A 16,411-nucleotide genomic window follows, 5' to 3' on the forward strand; every position below is an offset into this window, starting at 1 on the left:
GTTGAAATAATTAACAAAAGGCTATGGAGGGGAAACGGAATATTGCGCATATGGATCTGGATTCATTTTTTGTGTCGGTGGAGCGGCTTTTTGATAGCCGACTGAATGGCAAACCCATCCTGATTGGAGGTTCGAGCGATCGAGGGGTAGTTGCGTCCTGCAGCTACGAAGCACGAAAATTCGGAGTGCACTCAGCCATGCCCATGCGAACGGCGAGGCAGCTTTGTCCCGAAGCAGTAATCGTTCGGGGAGATTTTGAAAAATACAGCCAAAAGTCCCACGAAGTCACTGAAATCATCAAGGAATCCGTCCCTCTTTTTGAGAAATCTTCCATCGATGAATTCTACATGGACCTGACAGGTATGGATCGATTTTTTGGCTGCTTCAAATTGGCTCATGAACTCCGACATCGTATCATCAGGGAAACTGGACTTCCCATTTCTCTCGGACTGTCTGAAAACAAAACCGTCTCCAAAGTTGCCACGGGTGAAGCCAAGCCCAACAATGAAAAACAAGTTCCTTTCGGGCAGGAAAAGCCTTTCCTTGCTCCACTCTCGGTACGTAAAATCCCCATGATCGGTGAGAAAACCTCCCAAACCCTCTACAACATGGGGGTGAAAAAAGTACAGACACTGCAGCAAATGCCCTCCCAATTGTTGGAAGCGACCTTCGGAAAAAACGGAAAGATGATCTGGGAAAAGGCAAATGGAATCGACCGCAATCCGGTCATCCCCTACTCCGAAGCGAAGTCTGTTTCCTCCGAAAACACCTTCGAAGAAGACACCATTGATGTGAAAATGCTGGAAGCGACCCTGGTGGCGATGACCGAGCAACTCGCCTCCAAGCTTAGACAGAAAGGCCAACTCACCGCCTGTGTAAGCGTGAAGATTCGCTATTCGGATTTTGAGACACATACCATGCAGCAGCGAATCCCTTATACTTCGGCAGACCACAGCATATTGCCGATCGTGAAGGAACTCTTCCGTAAGCTGTACAGCCGTCGTCTGTTGATTCGCCTGATCGGAGTTCGTTTCAGCCACCTGGTCTATGGCAATTATCAAATCAATCTCTTCGAAGACAGCCAAGAGCAAATCAACCTCTATCAAGCCCTCGACAAGCTAAACGTAAAATACGGTGACAAAACCGTCTGCCGGGCTGTGGCCATGGCCGTAGGAAGGAGAAGGTTCAATCCTTTTAATGGGGTGGAAGTTTGAAAAACTAAATGATGTTTTTTTTACATTCTTTCCTTAACCCACTCCAAAATCTCACGGAGAACCTCTTCTCGGTCTAGGTCATTGAGAAGTTCATGATAGGCTCCTTGCAGCATGCGAAGGGTTTTATCTGATGAGGGTGATTTTTCAAAAAGTATTTGGGACCCTTTGGGATTGGTAAGCCGATCCGCGGTGCCATGCATAACCAAAAATGGAAAATCAAATAGTGATGCCTGATCCTGAACATATCGCATCATTTGCAACAGTTCATAGCCCGTCCGTACGGGTATTTTCCCCTGATAGACTAAGGGATCATTTTTATATTTCTCTACTTCCTCAGGAATGCGTGAAATCCCTTCAATGTCCAAAGCCAAAGCTTTCAACTTTGGAGAAATCTTATTCAAAATTCCTGAAAGCGCCACCAATAATGCGGATGTCCCTTCTGCTTCTTTGATAGCGGGAGCGGAAAGAATTATCCCGCTTGTTTCAGGTCGATATTTCAGTGCAAAAGCTGCGGCCAAACCTCCTCCCATGCTATGCCCAAAAATAAATGTAGGAACACCGGGGACATAAGCTTTTACCTTACCATATAAAGCCTGTATATCCTTTAAATAATCTGCATAAGAATCGACATAAGCTGTTGGTCCATCAGCGGATGATTTCCCATGCCCTCTCTCATCAAACGTAAAAACTGCAACTCCTAATTCAACCAATCCTTCAACTAATGCAGAATATCTCCCGCTGTGCTCCCCTAAACCATGAATCAGAAGAATGGATGCTTTTGATTTTCCTGGCATCCAGGCTTGAAGATAAAGTTTCATTCCATCAGGAGTTTGATAGCTGGTTTCGAGATGTTGCATAAAGAATAGACTTTGAAAAACTGAAATTACAAAAGAAAAACAAATCGTTTTTGACTTGTACCAAAGTAGCTATTTAGACATAGAATATTCCCAAAATTTTGAACTAAAAATAAGGTGTTCGATAATTTGACGATCGGTCTAAATGCCCGATTTTGAGTATTTTAGTTAATCCTGAAAATTAACCACTAGTAGGGAAATTTATCCTGAAATCATAAAATAGCTTAAAGCCAGAACCCAAAGCATACTCCGTGAGTATTTGTAGTACCATTGTCAAAGTATGTTTTGCTGCTCATACGGAGAGTAAAGCTTTTCTTATAGTTTAGTTGATGAAGACATGGTTGAAAGCTCCCTTGGGAGCTTTCTTTTTTGTTAAAATCTGATGAATCCTCGCTTTAAAAAATAATTTGGGCCTGAAGGAAATAGCGAAAGTTAATTTCTTTGTGTTTTACATAAGATTTCCTGATGTTTAGTCTAATAATTCGTTCATTTGACGAGTCTAAACACCACTGAATAAACAAAGCTCATGAGAACTATTTTTCTAACCCTGATTTTTTGGAGCTTTATCTTTGAATTTTCCTTTTCTCAAGATCAGCAGGAATTTCAGCCTAATAAATTCAACGATTTTAAATTAGTCCCCTTACCAGCTGTGGCATCCAACCCCGCCAATGGCTGGATGTTTGGCTTGGCCCCTTCAGCGACCTGGTATATGGGAGACCCTGAATCCACCAAGCTCTCCAACTTGGTTGGAAACTTACTCTACACCACTAAAAAGCAATGGATATTTAGTATCCGCAGTAATATTTTCACCCATGAAAATCGCTTGATTTTAATGGGAGATTGGAGGTATTTTATCACCTCCCAACCGACTTATGGATTAGGAAGCAGCACTCCCAATGAACCTAGTCAAGACCCATTTTTTCGTGAACCACCGGGGATTTTATGGGGTGAGCAACAAATGGATTTTAGTTTGATTCGGTTCTACGAGACCGTTTTAAAAAGAGTATCAGACAGCAATTTTTATTTGGGTTTGGGGTATCATTTAGACATTCATTCCAAAATCGAAAACTTCCTTCTAGAAGATCAAACGGAAACTCAGGGACAATTCACCCATGATACCTACAACAGCTTCCATGGTTTCGACACTGAATCCTATACCCTATCGGGCATTACGCTGAATGCAATCTATGAAAACCGGGATGTAGCAGTTTCTCCTTACGAGAAAAATTATGCCTTTGTCTCCCTGAAAATCAATCCCTCGTTTTTAGGATCTGACCAATCTTCGTCCACTTTATTGATGGACTACCGTCATTATTTCAATCTAAATCCAGACAGAAAAAGACATTTGATAGGAGTTTGGGCCTATGGGAATTTCCTAATGACAGGAAATCTTCCTTACATGAACCTACCCTCACTAGGCTGGGATATGTTTGGTAGAAGTGGACGTGGATATGCCCAAGGAAGGTTTAGAGGTGAAAATATGCTGTATTCAGAAGTTGAATACCGCTTCCCACTTCAGCAAAACAAAGAAACCTTTGGGGGCACTATTTTCTTGAATGCTAACTCATTTGGCAGTAAATTCAATAGTGAGAAATTATTGGAAAGCATCAATCCAGGGTATGGTCTTGGACTTCGGGTCATGATCAACAAAGAAAATCGAACCACAATTTCTGCTGATTATGCCTTTGGCAGAAAAGGTAATTCAGGCTTTTACCTAAATATCAACGAATCATTTTAACCGTTTTTCCAGCCTTTTAACTAGCAATATTTTAAATAATTAATCCATTAACCTTTTTTGACAGTATGAAAAAAATTAGCCTTCTATTTATTTCCTTCTTTTTATTGGGAGGAATAGCGCTAGCACAAGACATCAATGATGAAATCACCTTAATTCAGGCAGAATTTGGGATGGAAAAAAGACAGATCGTAGAAGCCGTGATGGAGCTTCCAGAGCCTTTAACTCAAGGCTTTTGGTTTGTTTACCAACAGTATGAGGCAGAACGGCAGTTATTGGCAAGAGAACGGATCTTGATCATCGAAGATTATTTGGATAAATATGATGTAATTGATGATGAAATAGCCAATTCACTGGCTTTAAGTACTTTAAAAAATGATGCAGCCTTATCCAAATTGCATTCCAAGTATTATAAAAAACTCAAAAAGGCTACCACTGCAAAATATGCAGCCAAATTCTTTCAGTTAGACACTTACATTCACAATACTATTCGAAACTCAATCCAACAAGAATTGCCTTTCATTGGCGAATTTTAATCAATTTTATTTTACAACATGACGCATAACTTTAAATCCTGGATCCTCTTAGGATTATTATCCATCTCTATTGGATCCTGTATTCCAGCCGAACCCACTTATGTGGATGAATTGGACATTGTTTACACGAATCATAACCAAGACTTTGATTTCACCGGTCAGGAGACTTATTCACTTCCCGACAAAGTAATCAAAATCACAACCGAATTAGTTGGTGGCGAGCCTGGATATGAGCCTGAATTCTTGGATCCAGTTTACTCAACCACCATTATTAATTCCCTCCGGTCCAATATGAATGCATTGGGCTATAGAGAAGTAGATAAATCAGCAAATCCGGATTTAATCTTACTTCCTTCTGCCTTGCAAACAGATCAGTTGTACATCTATTATGATTGGTGGTATTGGAGTTGGTGGTATCCTGGATGGGGTCCTGGATGGGGCTGGTATTATCCTGGATATTATCCACCTCAAGTTTCTAGAATCCGAACCGGAACTGTTTTTATCCAAATGGTAAATCCTGCAGGACAAAGCCCAGCTGACAAAGTCCCCGTTCAATGGTCTGCTATTGTAAACGGACTTTTGGAAGGCAGCAAAGATCAAGTAGCCACAAGAATTACAAATGGTATTGATCAGGCATTTTCTCAATCACCATACTTAGCAAACTAATCATGAAAAAAATATTTGTTTTCCTTTTCACTTTTGGCTTACTAGGCTTAAACACCTTGTTGGCGCAACAATCCGCTTTTACAATTGAAGTACCCCTAACTATACCACTTGGTAATACAGCTGATTTTATCGATCAGGTAGCCTTGAGAGGAGTCAATATTCAATACCAGCGTTTTATTAAAAAGACATTCGCTGTTGGGGGAGAAATCGGCTATTCGACTCTTTATAAAAAAGAAGATCAAAAAGTATACACAGAAGGTTCTGCTTCGCTGTCAGGTATCCAATATCGATATCAGCATGCATTCCCTATTCTAGTAACCGGAACTTATTTCCCAATTGTGGAAGGATCTTTAAGACCTTATGCGGGACTAGGCATTGGAACAATTGCTCAGGACAGAAGGATAGATATGGGTATTTTCACTTCTGAAAAAACTCATTGGCAGTTCGCCATAAGACCGGAGTTGGGTGTGATACTTCAGCCTTCAAATTCGGTGGGTTTCAAATTGGGAGCAAAATATAATTCCTCCTTCGCCACTTCTAATCTTGATGGACAATCCAATGTTTCGATTAATTTCGGAATAGTGTTTTTGAATTAACCTAAAAACTCCACCTATGAGAAAGTCTAATATCATTCTTCTTTTGCTAATAAGCATAGCTGTAGCATGTACAGGAAAAAAGTATGTGACAGTGCCCAAGGGAATTTACGATGACTTTGATTTAGCGAAGTATCAAACATTTGATTTTTATGAAATGAAAGGCCCTGATGAACCTGGACCAAACTTCACTCAAAACGTTCAGTACCTTCAGGATGCCATCACCAAAAAACTGGAAGAGAGAGGATTGAAAAGAGATAGCTCAAACCCTGATTTAAAGATTAATTTGGGAATCCGAGTTCAGGACAAAGTTCAGACCCGAGAAACCAATCTTACTACAGACCCCTTCATGTATACCGGTCAAAGGAACTATACTTGGTCTGTAAGAGAGGTTCCTGTCAATACGTACAAAGAGGGTAGTCTCACCATGCATTTGGTAGATAATCAAAGCAATGAGGCTGTATGGATAGGAACCATTGATCGAGCTCTTCCAAATAAAGAAAAAAATCTACCTGCTACCATTCAGGATGCAGTCGATATTTTGTTTGCTAAAATTGACAACTAAAACTCAACCATATGAAAAAATTCAATTTCATTTTATTGCTTTCACTGGTAGCGGCAGTCATTTCTTGCTCCCCCAGTGTAAAAATTCTTGGCTCATGGACAAGCCCAAGCAAACCTGCGGAAGGATACAATAATGTATTTGTAACAGCGCTGACAGAAAATTTTCTTGCCAGACAGGCAGTTGAAAAAGATCTTGTGGATCTCATCCAATCTCATGGGATTTCCTCTTCAAGTAGTTTTGAAGTAATTCCTCCCGGGTTTAAGGCAAAGGAATCCGATAGAGAGGAAATTGTAGCTAAAATTAGAGAATTGGGGAATGATGCGATCTTGACAGTAGCACTTCTCGACCAAACAAACGAGACTCGATACGTACCCGGCTCGACAATGTACACGCCAATGCGATACGGGTACTATGGTCGATTCTGGGGTTATTACAATTACTACAACCCTGTAATGTATGATCCAGGATATTATACCACCGATAAAAATTATTACTTAGAGGCAAACCTATATGATGTAGCCTCAGAAGAACTTGTTTGGTCTTCCCAGTCTGAAACTACCAACCCATCTTCTTTGGAAACCTTCTCCGTAACATTTGCCGAATCAATTGTTAAGCAATTGATTAAGGATGGACTTATTTCAGAATAAAATTTTCAATAATTACCGTCAAAAAAACCTCAGCAGGACCTCTGCTGAGGTTTTTTATTTCTTGTTCATCAAGATTTATGCGGCATTCCTAGCTGCATTAATGATACCGAACATACTACGTAAAATCAGTTTTTGAAGCACTGCTTTATCCTTTCCATCTTCCAACATAGTCTGGATTGCATATTGCTGAATTGTGATTAATGGAAGTACAATTTTTTCCCTGATAGAAATAGATGTTTTGATCACCGGATTATCCTTCATCAATTCATCCATTTCGGCAACTTTCTTAATCGCCTCAATCGATCGCTGATACTCTTCAAACATTAATTCCCAAAATTGACTGTACTCGGGATTTTTTTTCAAATAAGCGGTAGCTGGGTAAAAGCACTTATTCAAAGACTGCATAGAGTTACCCAAAAGCGTTCTAAAAAACAGGCTCCTCTGATATAAATTCTTCAACTCCTTAAGCTTGCCTTTTTCTTCCATTTCGGAAATGGCAGCTCCAACTCCATAATACCCCGGAATATTTTGCTTCATCTGAGCCCAAGACCCTACGAAAGGAATTGCCCTTAGATCCTCGAACTTCAAGCCCTCGGATTTTCCTCGCTTCAATGGACGAGAGCCAATGTTGGTCATTCCGAAATACTTGAGCGGAGTGACATGCTCCAAATAGGGAACAAACTTCGGGTGGTTTTTGAATTGCTTGTAAGCCTCATAGCCACTATCAGCCAGCTCTGCAATTAACGTTCGCTGAGATTCGGAAAGGTTTCGTTCCTCATCTGAGTACAAATGATTTTCCATCCCTGCGCTGAGCAATTGCTCGAAATTGTAAGTACAGGAGGCTTGTTTTCCATAATTAGCCGAGATAGTTTGGCCCTGAATGGTCACTTGGATTTCGGCATTTTCTACTTGTTCTCCCAAAGAAGCATAGAAATTATGCATATTTCCTCCACCTCGAGCAGGAGGCCCTCCCCGACCGTCAAAAAACACCACGGTAATTCCATTTTCTCTAGAAACTCGAGTCAATTCCTCCTTGGCTCTAAGAATAGACCAGTTTGCTTTTAAATAACCTCCATCTTTGGTTCCATCAGAGAATCCCAGCATGATGGTTTGCTTGTTCCCTCTTTGCTCCAAATGCTTTTGATATACAGGAAGCTGATAGAGGAAACTCATAATCTCAGGTGCAGCCGCCAAATCATCTACTGTTTCAAACAGAGGAACAATATCCAAAGGAAGCCCTGTATTTTCTTGATCCAAGGTCAGCTTAGCCAATTGGAAAACCTCTAATAAATGTTTGGCGGATTGACAATTGGAAATAATGTATCGATGGAGTGCATCCTCCCCATTTTCCCGTTGAATATGACCGATTGATTCAATCGAAAGAAGCATTTCACGATGGAATTCATCCTTGAAAGCTTCCACTTTCGGCAATTTCTTCAATGCCAAAATCTGCTCAATCTGCCCACTTTCTTCGGAATCCCATTCTGCCTTTTCAATCCCCATCAATTCATCCCAAAGCCCATCATGTTTACGGCTATCTTGGCGCACATCCATGTAGGCAAAATGAAAACCGAAGATCCGAACCTTTAAAATAAACTGATCAAGTAATTCCAAGAAGAGCCCATCATGATGTTTAATAAGAGCTTCCCTAGCTAAAAGGAGTTCTTCGATCAATTGTTCTGCACTATGAAAAACAGGTTTTTCCTCGAAAAGCGTAACATAAATTCCTCGTTCCACACGAAGCATCACTTCCTCCACATGCTTGAAAGTCAATCTTCGCCGAAGCTTTCGAAGATCTCGATAATAACATCTTAAGATCCACTTTTTCAAGCGCTCTGCTACCTGCATGGTAGTTTGATGAGTTACAAATGGATTCCCGTCCCGATCACCACCTGGCCAAAATCCAATTTTCAATAGACCCGGATTTTCCCAAGTGTGAAGTGGCTGATCCAACATTTTCAGCAAGCGAATCATAATATCTGAGACACTCTGGTAGAATATATTTTCCAGATACCAGATCAAGCTGACTGCTTCTTCATATGGACTTGGTTTTTCTCGCTTGATGAACCCTGTTTTACCTAATTGCTGTAATAGCAAATTGATTCGGCCGATATCATCATGCCGAATCGCATCTTCCATATCGGTAATGATCCCAAGGACATTTCCCGGATAAAACTGAGTTGGGTGGGCAGTCAAAGTCAATCGAACTGAAAAGGTTTTCAATTTCTCGATCAATTCCTCCTTTTTTCGATCATCTCCAGCCCGAGTAATCAAAGCCTTGATAGATCCTTTTCCTCCTAGGTCATTGATTTTTTCATAAGCAGCATCTTCTATTGAGTCAAAAAGCACCACTTGTCGCTCCACATATTGGATCATTTGAAACAATAAATCATTCTGTTCCTTTTCGGAGTTTTGGGGCATCATTTCTTCAAAAAAGCCCTCAATTATTTCCCTGGGTGACTTTCCGTCTTCAAAGCCCTTTTGACAAGAAGTCGCCAACAAAGGCAACATGGTACCGGTTCGAAAAATATTATCGAATGGTAAATCCAGAAAAAGTGAATTGTAGATCGTGAATCTTTTCGCTACTTCAATATCGTAGGTTGTATACATTTCAATAGGTTTAATAAGTAGGCTTAAATTAAAAATAATTCGCCTTTTTAGCGAAAAAATTAGCAATTCTTCAAAAAGAAACCTCAATCATTTTCTTTCTTTCAGAGGACTATTTTGACAAGTTAGCTTTCATTTTTTTTGTACTTTTCTAAATGAAAAAAATCATCCCTATCCTTTTTTGCCTGGCTGTTTTTTCATGCCAAGAAAAAAACCTTGAAACCACTGAGAAGATGAGCTATCAGTTTTTAGTTGGATCTTACACCGAGGGTCCCGAGGAAGGCATAAGTATTTTGGATTTTTCACCAGATGAAAAATCATTATCCCTTCGCACTGTTGCCCCTGGAGTACAAAACCCTTCTTTCGTAATAGCAGAAAATGATTTCGTGTTTTCAGTTGAGGAAATCGAAGGCATCACCGGCGGAAATGTATTGAGTTTTAAATGGGGTCAAGAAAGCCAAAATCTTCAACAGATTGACAATACGCCTTCTAATGGAAACCATCCTTGTCATTTGTCATATCAAGATGGATTTCTAATTGTGAGCAATTACTCAGGAGGCAATTTCTCCATCATTAAAGTGCAGGAAGACGGCAAACTTGTTCCTAGGCAGACAATACAACATAGCGGAAACAGCGTTAATACGGACAGGCAGGAATCTGCCCATGTGCACAGTGCGAATTTTAGTCCAGATGGTCACTATTTATTTGTATCTGATTTGGGGACTGATAAGATTTACAGCTACTTATTTGAACCTGAAAAGTCAGAACCTTTTAGTCTTTTCGAAGAATTCCCTATGACTCCTGGAGATGGCCCAAGGCATTTGACTTTTTCCCAAGATGGAAAAGAGGCATTCGTGGTTCAGGAATTAACTGCTGTTTTGGAAGTTTTCTCTTATGAAAATGGCAGAATCAACTCCAAACAAAGGCTTTCTTTGATTCCTGAAGGATTTGAGGGAGCAGTTGGTGCGGCAGAAGTTCGGGTATCTCCTGATGGAAAAAATCTCTACGCTTCAAATCGAGGTGACGCCAATACTATTTCAGTTTTTGCCAAAGCTGAAGATGAAAGTTATTCATTAGTTGAACATGTTTCATCCGGTGGTATTATGCCTCGAAACTTCATCTTAACTCCTGATGGGGAATATGTATTGGTAGCCCATCAAGCCTCAGAGGATATTGTTGTTTTTAAAAGAGAAAAAGAAACAGGAAAATTGACTCCTATCTCGTTAAGCATAGAAGTTCCCAAACCGGTTTACTTATTTGGTCTTTCTAATTAGGAAGGTTCTTCCCAAGGAATAGTTGAATTATACTTGATTTCGCCATTGGAAATAAACAATGGTGATTGGAGGTTATTGTAGTATAGCTGTCCTGTCCCCAATCCTTGCGGTATGGTAGGGTCGTAACTTGACGCTAACTGGGAAATAGCATTTAGTCCAATATTGCTTTCCAAAGCAGAAGTCATCCACCAACCAATATTTCTATTTTCAGCTTCAGCTATCCATTCCTTTGTTTCTAAAAAACCTCCCACTAAGGTTGGTTTCAAGATGATATGCTGCGGATTAATTTGCTCAAGAAGAGGGCCTTTATTTTTCACTCCGATTAATTCTTCATCAAGGGCAATAGGCAAAGGTGTCTTTTCGCAAAGCCTAGCCATTTCCTCCCATTGCCCAGCTCGAATCGGCTGCTCAATACTATGGATATCCAAGTCTGCCAGTTTTCCTAATTTTTCCATGGCTTCAGCCGGTGAAAAAGCCCCATTCGCATCAACACGTAGAACCAAATCCTCATTTCCATATTCGGACCGAATGTATTTCAGCAAACCTAATTCCTGATCAAAATCAATGGCTCCAATCTTCATTTTGATACAAGAAAATCCCTGCGAAATTTTGGCATCAATTTGCTGACGCATGAATTCTTTTTCCCCCATCCAAATCAAACCATTGATAGGTATTGGCTTCTTGTTGTCATAAAATGAGTTGGGGAAAAAGCGCTTTCTACCACCCTGCATCAAGTCCAAAATAGCCATCTCCAGAGCAAACCGGAAAGAAGGCAAATGAGAAGGCACAATGGATTGAATAAATGAAAGGGTCTTTCTTTCTTCCTTTGGAAAGTCAATAGATCGAAACTTATCTAGGAGTTCTAATACTTGTGCCTCAAAATCAGGAAGGTCATCTATACTTAATTTCACAAGTGGAGCTGCCTCCCCCCATCCAAAACGATCAGGATTCCCTGAATCTTGGGCTTTAATCCACCAAATTTTGCGGCTTTTCAAAACCCCACGGGAGGTTCCTGCTTCAAATTTAAAATCCAAAACTCTGGGTATACAGCTAAACTTCAAAATCATAGCTTCTGATTGAATTTGATAGGGTTTAATCGAATGGCCTATATTTGCAGCGAAATTGCTAAAGCCTGTGCAGAAAGTAAACTTAAAAGACTACGAATATACGCTCCCAGAGGATCGAATTGCGAAATACCCTTTAGAAAAAAGGGATCACTCCAAATTACTGCATTATCGAAAAGGGGAAATCACACATTTTCGTTTTTATGATTTACCCCAATTCTTGGAAGAGGGAACACTTTTGGTTTACAATGACACTAAAGTAATTCCTGCGAGGCTGATTTTTCAACGTGAAACAGGTGCAAGAATTGAGATTTTTCTTTTGCATCCTGCAGCTCCAACGACAGTGATTCCTGAAATCATGTTGGCTACCCATCCCGTCACTTGGGAAGTAATGATCGGTAATGCCAAAAAGTGGAAATCCGATGAAATCCTCAGAGGAAGATTAACTGTTCAAGGAAAAGAAATCGTTTTGGAAGCCAGGTTGGTAGACCGAGAAAAGAAATTGGTCGAATTCAGCTGGAATTCTACAGAAATACCTTTTGTGGACATCGTTGAAACGAGTGGTGAAATCCCACTACCTCCCTATCTTAACCGACAAGCCGAAGAATCCGACAAGGATCGCTATCAAACGGTTTACTCCGAGAAAGAAGGAGCCGTTGCTGCTCCTACTGCTGGACTCCATTTCACAGAAAAAGTATTCGAAGAGCTTAGAAACAAGGGAATCCAAGAGGCTCAAGTCACCCTTCACGTCAGTGCAGGCACTTTCCAACCCATCAAGGTGGATGATGTCACGCTTCATCCCATGCATAGCGAACAAATCCATATTTCCGCAAAAACTATAAAGCAATTACTTGAAAATGAAAATCCTACTGTCGCTGTAGGGACTACCTCAGTTAGAACTCTTGAAAGTCTTTATTGGTATGGAGTGAAGCTTTTGGAAGATTTAGGCAATGACTTTTTAATCGAAAAACTCTTCCCATATCGAGACAGAAGTAAAATCCCTTCTAAAAAAGAGGCACTGCAAGCCATTTTAAACCAGATGAAAAAGGATGGTAAAGAAGAAATTATGGGAGAAACCGAGATTTTTATTTTCCCGGGTTACGAGTTCAAAATGATCGAAGGATTGATCACTAACTTTCATCAGCCAGGCACCACGCTGATGTTACTGATCGGATCAATGATTGGAGATGATTGGAAGAAGGTATATCAAGAGGCTTTGGATAATGATTACCGATTCTTGAGTTATGGAGACAGTAGCTTGTTGTGGTTATAAATTATTCTCCCCCTAGTTTCTGAATACCTTCAATCAGGCGCTGATAATAAGTTCTACCAACAGGAATGGAGTGTTCTTCAACCTTTACCTCTCGGGTAGAGATAGAAGTAATCTCCTCGAGTCGGACAATATAACTTTTATGAATGCGCATGAATTGATCTTTGGGAAGTACGTCTTCAAAGTCTTTGAGAATGTTTCGCACAGAAACTCCAAATCCTTTGGTAATTAAAGTCGTGTAATTGCCATCAGCTTGTAACCAAAGAATATCTTGGAATTTCACTTTCACCAAAGCCCCTTCCTGTCTTACAAAAATGGCATCTTTGATCAGTAACCTGGAAGTATTTTCAAGAGCTGCCTGACCATTTCCATTCCCATTTTTTTTAACACCTTCTATTAACTCTCTCATTCTGTGCCCATTTACTAGATGGCAACTGCTAATCTTATAGCATTGTTTATAATTGTTTCTTAATTCCCTCTATTCTCTCCTATTTCGTATTTTTAGACCAATGAAGTTTGTTTGACTTTTGCTGGAATTTTCATCTTTTCAATTATTTGAATCTTTGGTGTTTAATTTGAAAATGAATTTTTACGCTTGACAGTGAATTTGAAATAACCTGTGAACCAAAATCAATCATGAAATACCGGATCATTCTTTTTTTGATTATTCCTTTCCTATGGTCCTGTGGGGATGAACCGCCCGCTCCAGATCCTGTCATCCCGCCCGGTAGCTCAGAAGTGCAAATCCAAGCTATTCAATTGAGTAATTACTCAGAAAGTACGGATCACCAATTTGAGCCGGAGTGGAATCTGATTTTTAAAAACATGGAGACAAAGGAAACCCAATCTTTGGTATTCCTTCCAAATCGATTCCCTCATCAAGAAAAAATCACCCTTCCTTTTGGAAAGTACAGCTATGCATTTGAATCTGCTGAAACCCCAGAATTTTCTGAATTTCTACCTGTTCGGATTCAAGGTGAATTTGAATTAAAAACTGAAAAATCTGACCTGAATTTATCGGGTATTGGCCTCAGTGAAATCATTCAAATAAATCCCAATTTTTCTATTTCCGCTCCTCAGATTGTAAGCCCTTCTGAAAAGACTTTTTATCCTGTTCAAGAGTTTTTCAGACTCTACACTAGCTCAGATCAATTGCTCAAAATAAGAGTCGAAAACCCTGGAAGCTTTGACTTTCTCACGCTCTTTCAAAATGCCTCCAATTCAAGTTCAATCAGACTTTATTGGCCCGAATCAGAATATATTTATGATGGAGGCATTCGATTGAATGGAGATGGTTTTCCATTAACAATGCCTTCTACTCCACTAGCTGAATTGGATGAATCACAGAACGAGACCTCAGGATTGGCTCAGTTTGGCGGGAGGTTATTTGCTATCAATGATGGTGATAACCCTAACCGCATTTATGAATTGGATCCTGAAACAGGAGAAGTTCTTCGAAGTGTTCTTGTTGAAAATGCCAACAATAGAGATTGGGAAAGTTTGGCTCAAAGCGAGACACATTTGTTTATTGGTGATTTCGGAAACAATCAGGGAACTCGTCAAGATTTGGCGATTTATCGGATTCCTTGGCAAGAGGTATTAAATCAAGAAACTGTCCAAGCAGAAAAAATCAGCTTTCGTTATCCCAATCAAATTGATTTCAGCCCCAGAGAAAATCATCGATTTGATTGTGAAGCCTTTTTATTTTGGAAAGGGAAACTTCACCTTTTCACAAAGAATAGGAAAAGTGAGGATAGCGATCATTATACTTTACCTAGTGAGCCGGGCAACTATACCACTGAACTAATTGAGACTATTCCAGTAAACAAATTAGTCACTGGAGCCTGTATTGATCCAACAAGCGGAAAAGTTATTCTTTTGGGATACAAGCTGCCTCTCCAGGGCTTTATTTCCCTTTGGGAAGGAATGGAAGGAGAATTGTTGGGTGAAAACTTTCGACGGATTCAAATAGGTGAATTTCCAATGGGTTTAACCGAAGGAGTAATTCTTAATCCTGAAGGAAATGTATGGATCAGTTCCGAACGAGTAGGAATTACAAATGTGGTGGAGTTGAAACCTCAATTAAGCATCTTAGGACTTGAGGGGATTTTTTAATCAAAAGAAGCTACCTGTTTGGCATTCGTCCGAATCACTTGATCAAGTTCCTCTGCCAAAGGACGTAAGTAGGAAAAATACTTTCTGTTTTCAGAGTCTAACTTTCTGGAATCAATCAAATCCAACAATCCCAACATAGATGAAAGTGGAGATCGGAGAATATAGGATGGCTGAACCACCAATTCTTTCAATTGCTCATTTTCTAGCTGAATATTTTCTACCCGCTTCTGAATATGGCTCAAATCAACTCCCTGAATCAAATAAACTTTGGAAGAATCTATTTTTTTGATTCGGAATTGCCATAATTCCCATGAACTTGAAGAAGTAATTTTCCACTCAAAGCAACTCTCCTCTCCCTCTTTTAAAACCTCAATTTTATTGAGGATTTTCTCATAGAAGCTGAGTCTTTGTCCAAGATTAAGTTCAAGCCCCAAAGAAGGCTGACGGTAAGCCCAATCCTCTGCAACTCGAATTGCCTTGGCATTGGACTGCAATAAAATCAGCTTTTCATCAATCAACCAAACTGGCCCAGGGATCAATTCTAAGGCATCCTGAGGAAAATATTCATTTGAAGATTTTCGGGCCTTTGCAATAGGATCAGAACCTAGCAAAATCAGTGTGTTTTCACCTTGTTTAAACAAGGTCAATTTTAAACTTGCATGAAAAGAGGTTGTCGCTTCCAATTGCAAAAACTTCTCCTCGCCATTCCATTGGCTTAGCTTTTCACGTTCTTCTGGCAAAAAGCAAATGAATGATTCTAAGTTTAAGTCTTGTTTTTTGGAGATAGGTATTTGAAGAAGATTTCTTGAAAAATCATCCACTTCTAAAATCTTCCACTTGGAATCTACTTTTATCACTCCATAATCCAAAAGGTCCAAAAGATGCTCCATCGGGAGATTCTCCTCCAAATAATGAAGGGGCAAACCTATTCCAATAAAGCCAATAGGATCATTTTCCTGATTGACAACCATAGAAAACTCCCACCAAATCGAATCTGAAAGACTTTCAGACTCCCATTTCATTAAAAAATGTCTTTTCGATTTTGGATTTAAGAGTAAGCTTTCCAGAAGTTCCTCCATTTCATTTTGACTATCAGACATGATCAAATCAAAAATTGAAAAAGAGGCTTTCTTCTTTGCTTGCCGGAAAAATAATTGGTTTGCTTCACGGACATTTCCTTCCACATCCATAAGGACACAAAGGAAGTGCTCCGATTCTTCCAGAAAGACTGGAATTCTTTTCTCTTTATCAGTGAAGCTTACCAAAACAGG

15 protein-coding genes are annotated in these 16,411 nt (G+C 39.9%); 10 read left to right on the top strand and 5 right to left on the bottom strand.

What is annotated here, in order from left to right; translation table 11 throughout:
• Window positions 1-23: 23 nt before the first annotated feature.
• Window positions 24-1,214 carry a DNA polymerase IV gene (dinB, locus tag NY014_RS06065; protein ID WP_259413665.1) on the top strand — a complete coding sequence of 397 codons (1,191 nt, stop codon included), beginning with the start codon at window positions 24-26 and terminating at the stop codon, window positions 1,212-1,214.
• A 20-nt stretch (window positions 1,215-1,234) separates the two neighbouring features.
• Here dinB and NY014_RS06070 read toward each other — a convergent pair whose 3' ends face one another.
• A complete protein-coding gene (locus tag NY014_RS06070) occupies window positions 1,235-2,071 on the bottom strand; it encodes an alpha/beta hydrolase (protein WP_259413666.1) in 837 nt (278 codons plus the stop codon).
• A 523-nt stretch (window positions 2,072-2,594) separates the two neighbouring features.
• On the opposite strand from NY014_RS06070, the gene NY014_RS06075 reads away from it, so the two are divergent.
• The 6 genes from NY014_RS06075 to NY014_RS06100 all read left to right on the top strand — a co-directional run bounded on the left by NY014_RS06075 (window position 2,595) and on the right by NY014_RS06100 (window position 6,810).
• A complete protein-coding gene (locus NY014_RS06075; protein WP_259413667.1) occupies window positions 2,595-3,806 on the top strand; it encodes a BamA/TamA family outer membrane protein in 1,212 nt (403 codons plus the stop codon).
• 65 nt (window positions 3,807-3,871) lie between these two features.
• Window positions 3,872-4,339 (top strand): hypothetical protein, encoded by a 468-nt coding sequence (locus NY014_RS06080; protein WP_259413668.1) that lies wholly within the window; start codon window positions 3,872-3,874, stop codon window positions 4,337-4,339.
• A gap of 18 nt (window positions 4,340-4,357) precedes the next feature.
• On the top strand, window positions 4,358-5,005 hold the full coding sequence (locus tag NY014_RS06085; protein WP_259413669.1) for a DUF4136 domain-containing protein: 648 nt from the start codon (window positions 4,358-4,360) through the stop codon (window positions 5,003-5,005).
• A gap of 2 nt (window positions 5,006-5,007) precedes the next feature.
• Window positions 5,008-5,601, top strand: coding sequence for a hypothetical protein (locus NY014_RS06090; RefSeq protein ID WP_259413670.1), 594 nt, complete (start codon window positions 5,008-5,010; stop codon window positions 5,599-5,601).
• Between the two features lie 16 nt (window positions 5,602-5,617).
• On the top strand, window positions 5,618-6,163 hold the full coding sequence (locus tag NY014_RS06095; protein WP_259413671.1) for a DUF4136 domain-containing protein: 546 nt from the start codon (window positions 5,618-5,620) through the stop codon (window positions 6,161-6,163).
• Between the two features lie 11 nt (window positions 6,164-6,174).
• Entirely contained in the window at window positions 6,175-6,810 is a 636-nt protein-coding gene (locus tag NY014_RS06100; RefSeq protein WP_259413672.1) for a hypothetical protein, read from the top strand.
• Window positions 6,811-6,885: 75 nt separating this feature from the next.
• Here the strand turns inward: NY014_RS06100 and NY014_RS06105 are convergent, their stop codons facing one another.
• Window positions 6,886-9,420, bottom strand: a complete 2,535-nt coding sequence (locus NY014_RS06105; RefSeq protein ID WP_259413673.1) for a phosphoenolpyruvate carboxylase — start codon at window positions 9,418-9,420, stop codon at window positions 6,886-6,888.
• Window positions 9,421-9,650: 230 nt separating this feature from the next.
• Between NY014_RS06105 and NY014_RS06110 the strand changes: the two genes are divergently transcribed.
• Window positions 9,651-10,691, top strand: a complete 1,041-nt coding sequence (locus tag NY014_RS06110) for a lactonase family protein (protein ID WP_259413674.1) — start codon at window positions 9,651-9,653, stop codon at window positions 10,689-10,691.
• Here NY014_RS06110 and NY014_RS06115 read toward each other — a convergent pair.
• Entirely contained in the window at window positions 10,688-11,758 is a 1,071-nt protein-coding gene (locus NY014_RS06115; protein WP_259413675.1) for an o-succinylbenzoate synthase, read from the bottom strand. The two genes, NY014_RS06110 and NY014_RS06115, sit on opposite strands and share 4 nt — an antisense overlap.
• A gap of 67 nt (window positions 11,759-11,825) precedes the next feature.
• Between NY014_RS06115 and NY014_RS06120 the strand changes: the two genes are divergently transcribed.
• The gene (locus NY014_RS06120) at window positions 11,826-13,028 is read left to right on the top strand and encodes an S-adenosylmethionine:tRNA ribosyltransferase-isomerase (RefSeq protein ID WP_435520608.1); all 1,203 of its coding nucleotides are present in this window, start codon (window positions 11,826-11,828) and stop codon (window positions 13,026-13,028) included.
• Window position 13,029: 1 nt separating this feature from the next.
• Here NY014_RS06120 and NY014_RS06125 read toward each other — a convergent pair whose 3' ends face one another.
• A complete protein-coding gene (locus NY014_RS06125; RefSeq protein ID WP_259413677.1) occupies window positions 13,030-13,434 on the bottom strand; it encodes a LytR/AlgR family response regulator transcription factor in 405 nt (134 codons plus the stop codon).
• Between the two features lie 227 nt (window positions 13,435-13,661).
• Here NY014_RS06125 and NY014_RS06130 point away from each other — a divergent pair, with 227 nt between their 5' ends.
• Window positions 13,662-15,140: a hypothetical protein gene (locus NY014_RS06130; RefSeq protein ID WP_259413678.1), complete on the top strand. Its 1,479-nt coding sequence runs from the start codon at window positions 13,662-13,664 to the stop codon at window positions 15,138-15,140.
• Here the strand turns inward: NY014_RS06130 and NY014_RS06135 are convergent.
• A complete protein-coding gene (locus NY014_RS06135) occupies window positions 15,137-16,405 on the bottom strand; it encodes a hypothetical protein (protein WP_259413679.1) in 1,269 nt (422 codons plus the stop codon). The genes NY014_RS06130 and NY014_RS06135 overlap by 4 nt on opposite strands.
• Between the last annotated feature and the right edge of the window lie 6 nt (window positions 16,406-16,411).

Origin of the sequence: Algoriphagus limi, from assembly GCF_024919275.1 — a bacterium.
GTDB lineage: Bacteria > Bacteroidota > Bacteroidia > Cytophagales > Cyclobacteriaceae > Algoriphagus > Algoriphagus limi.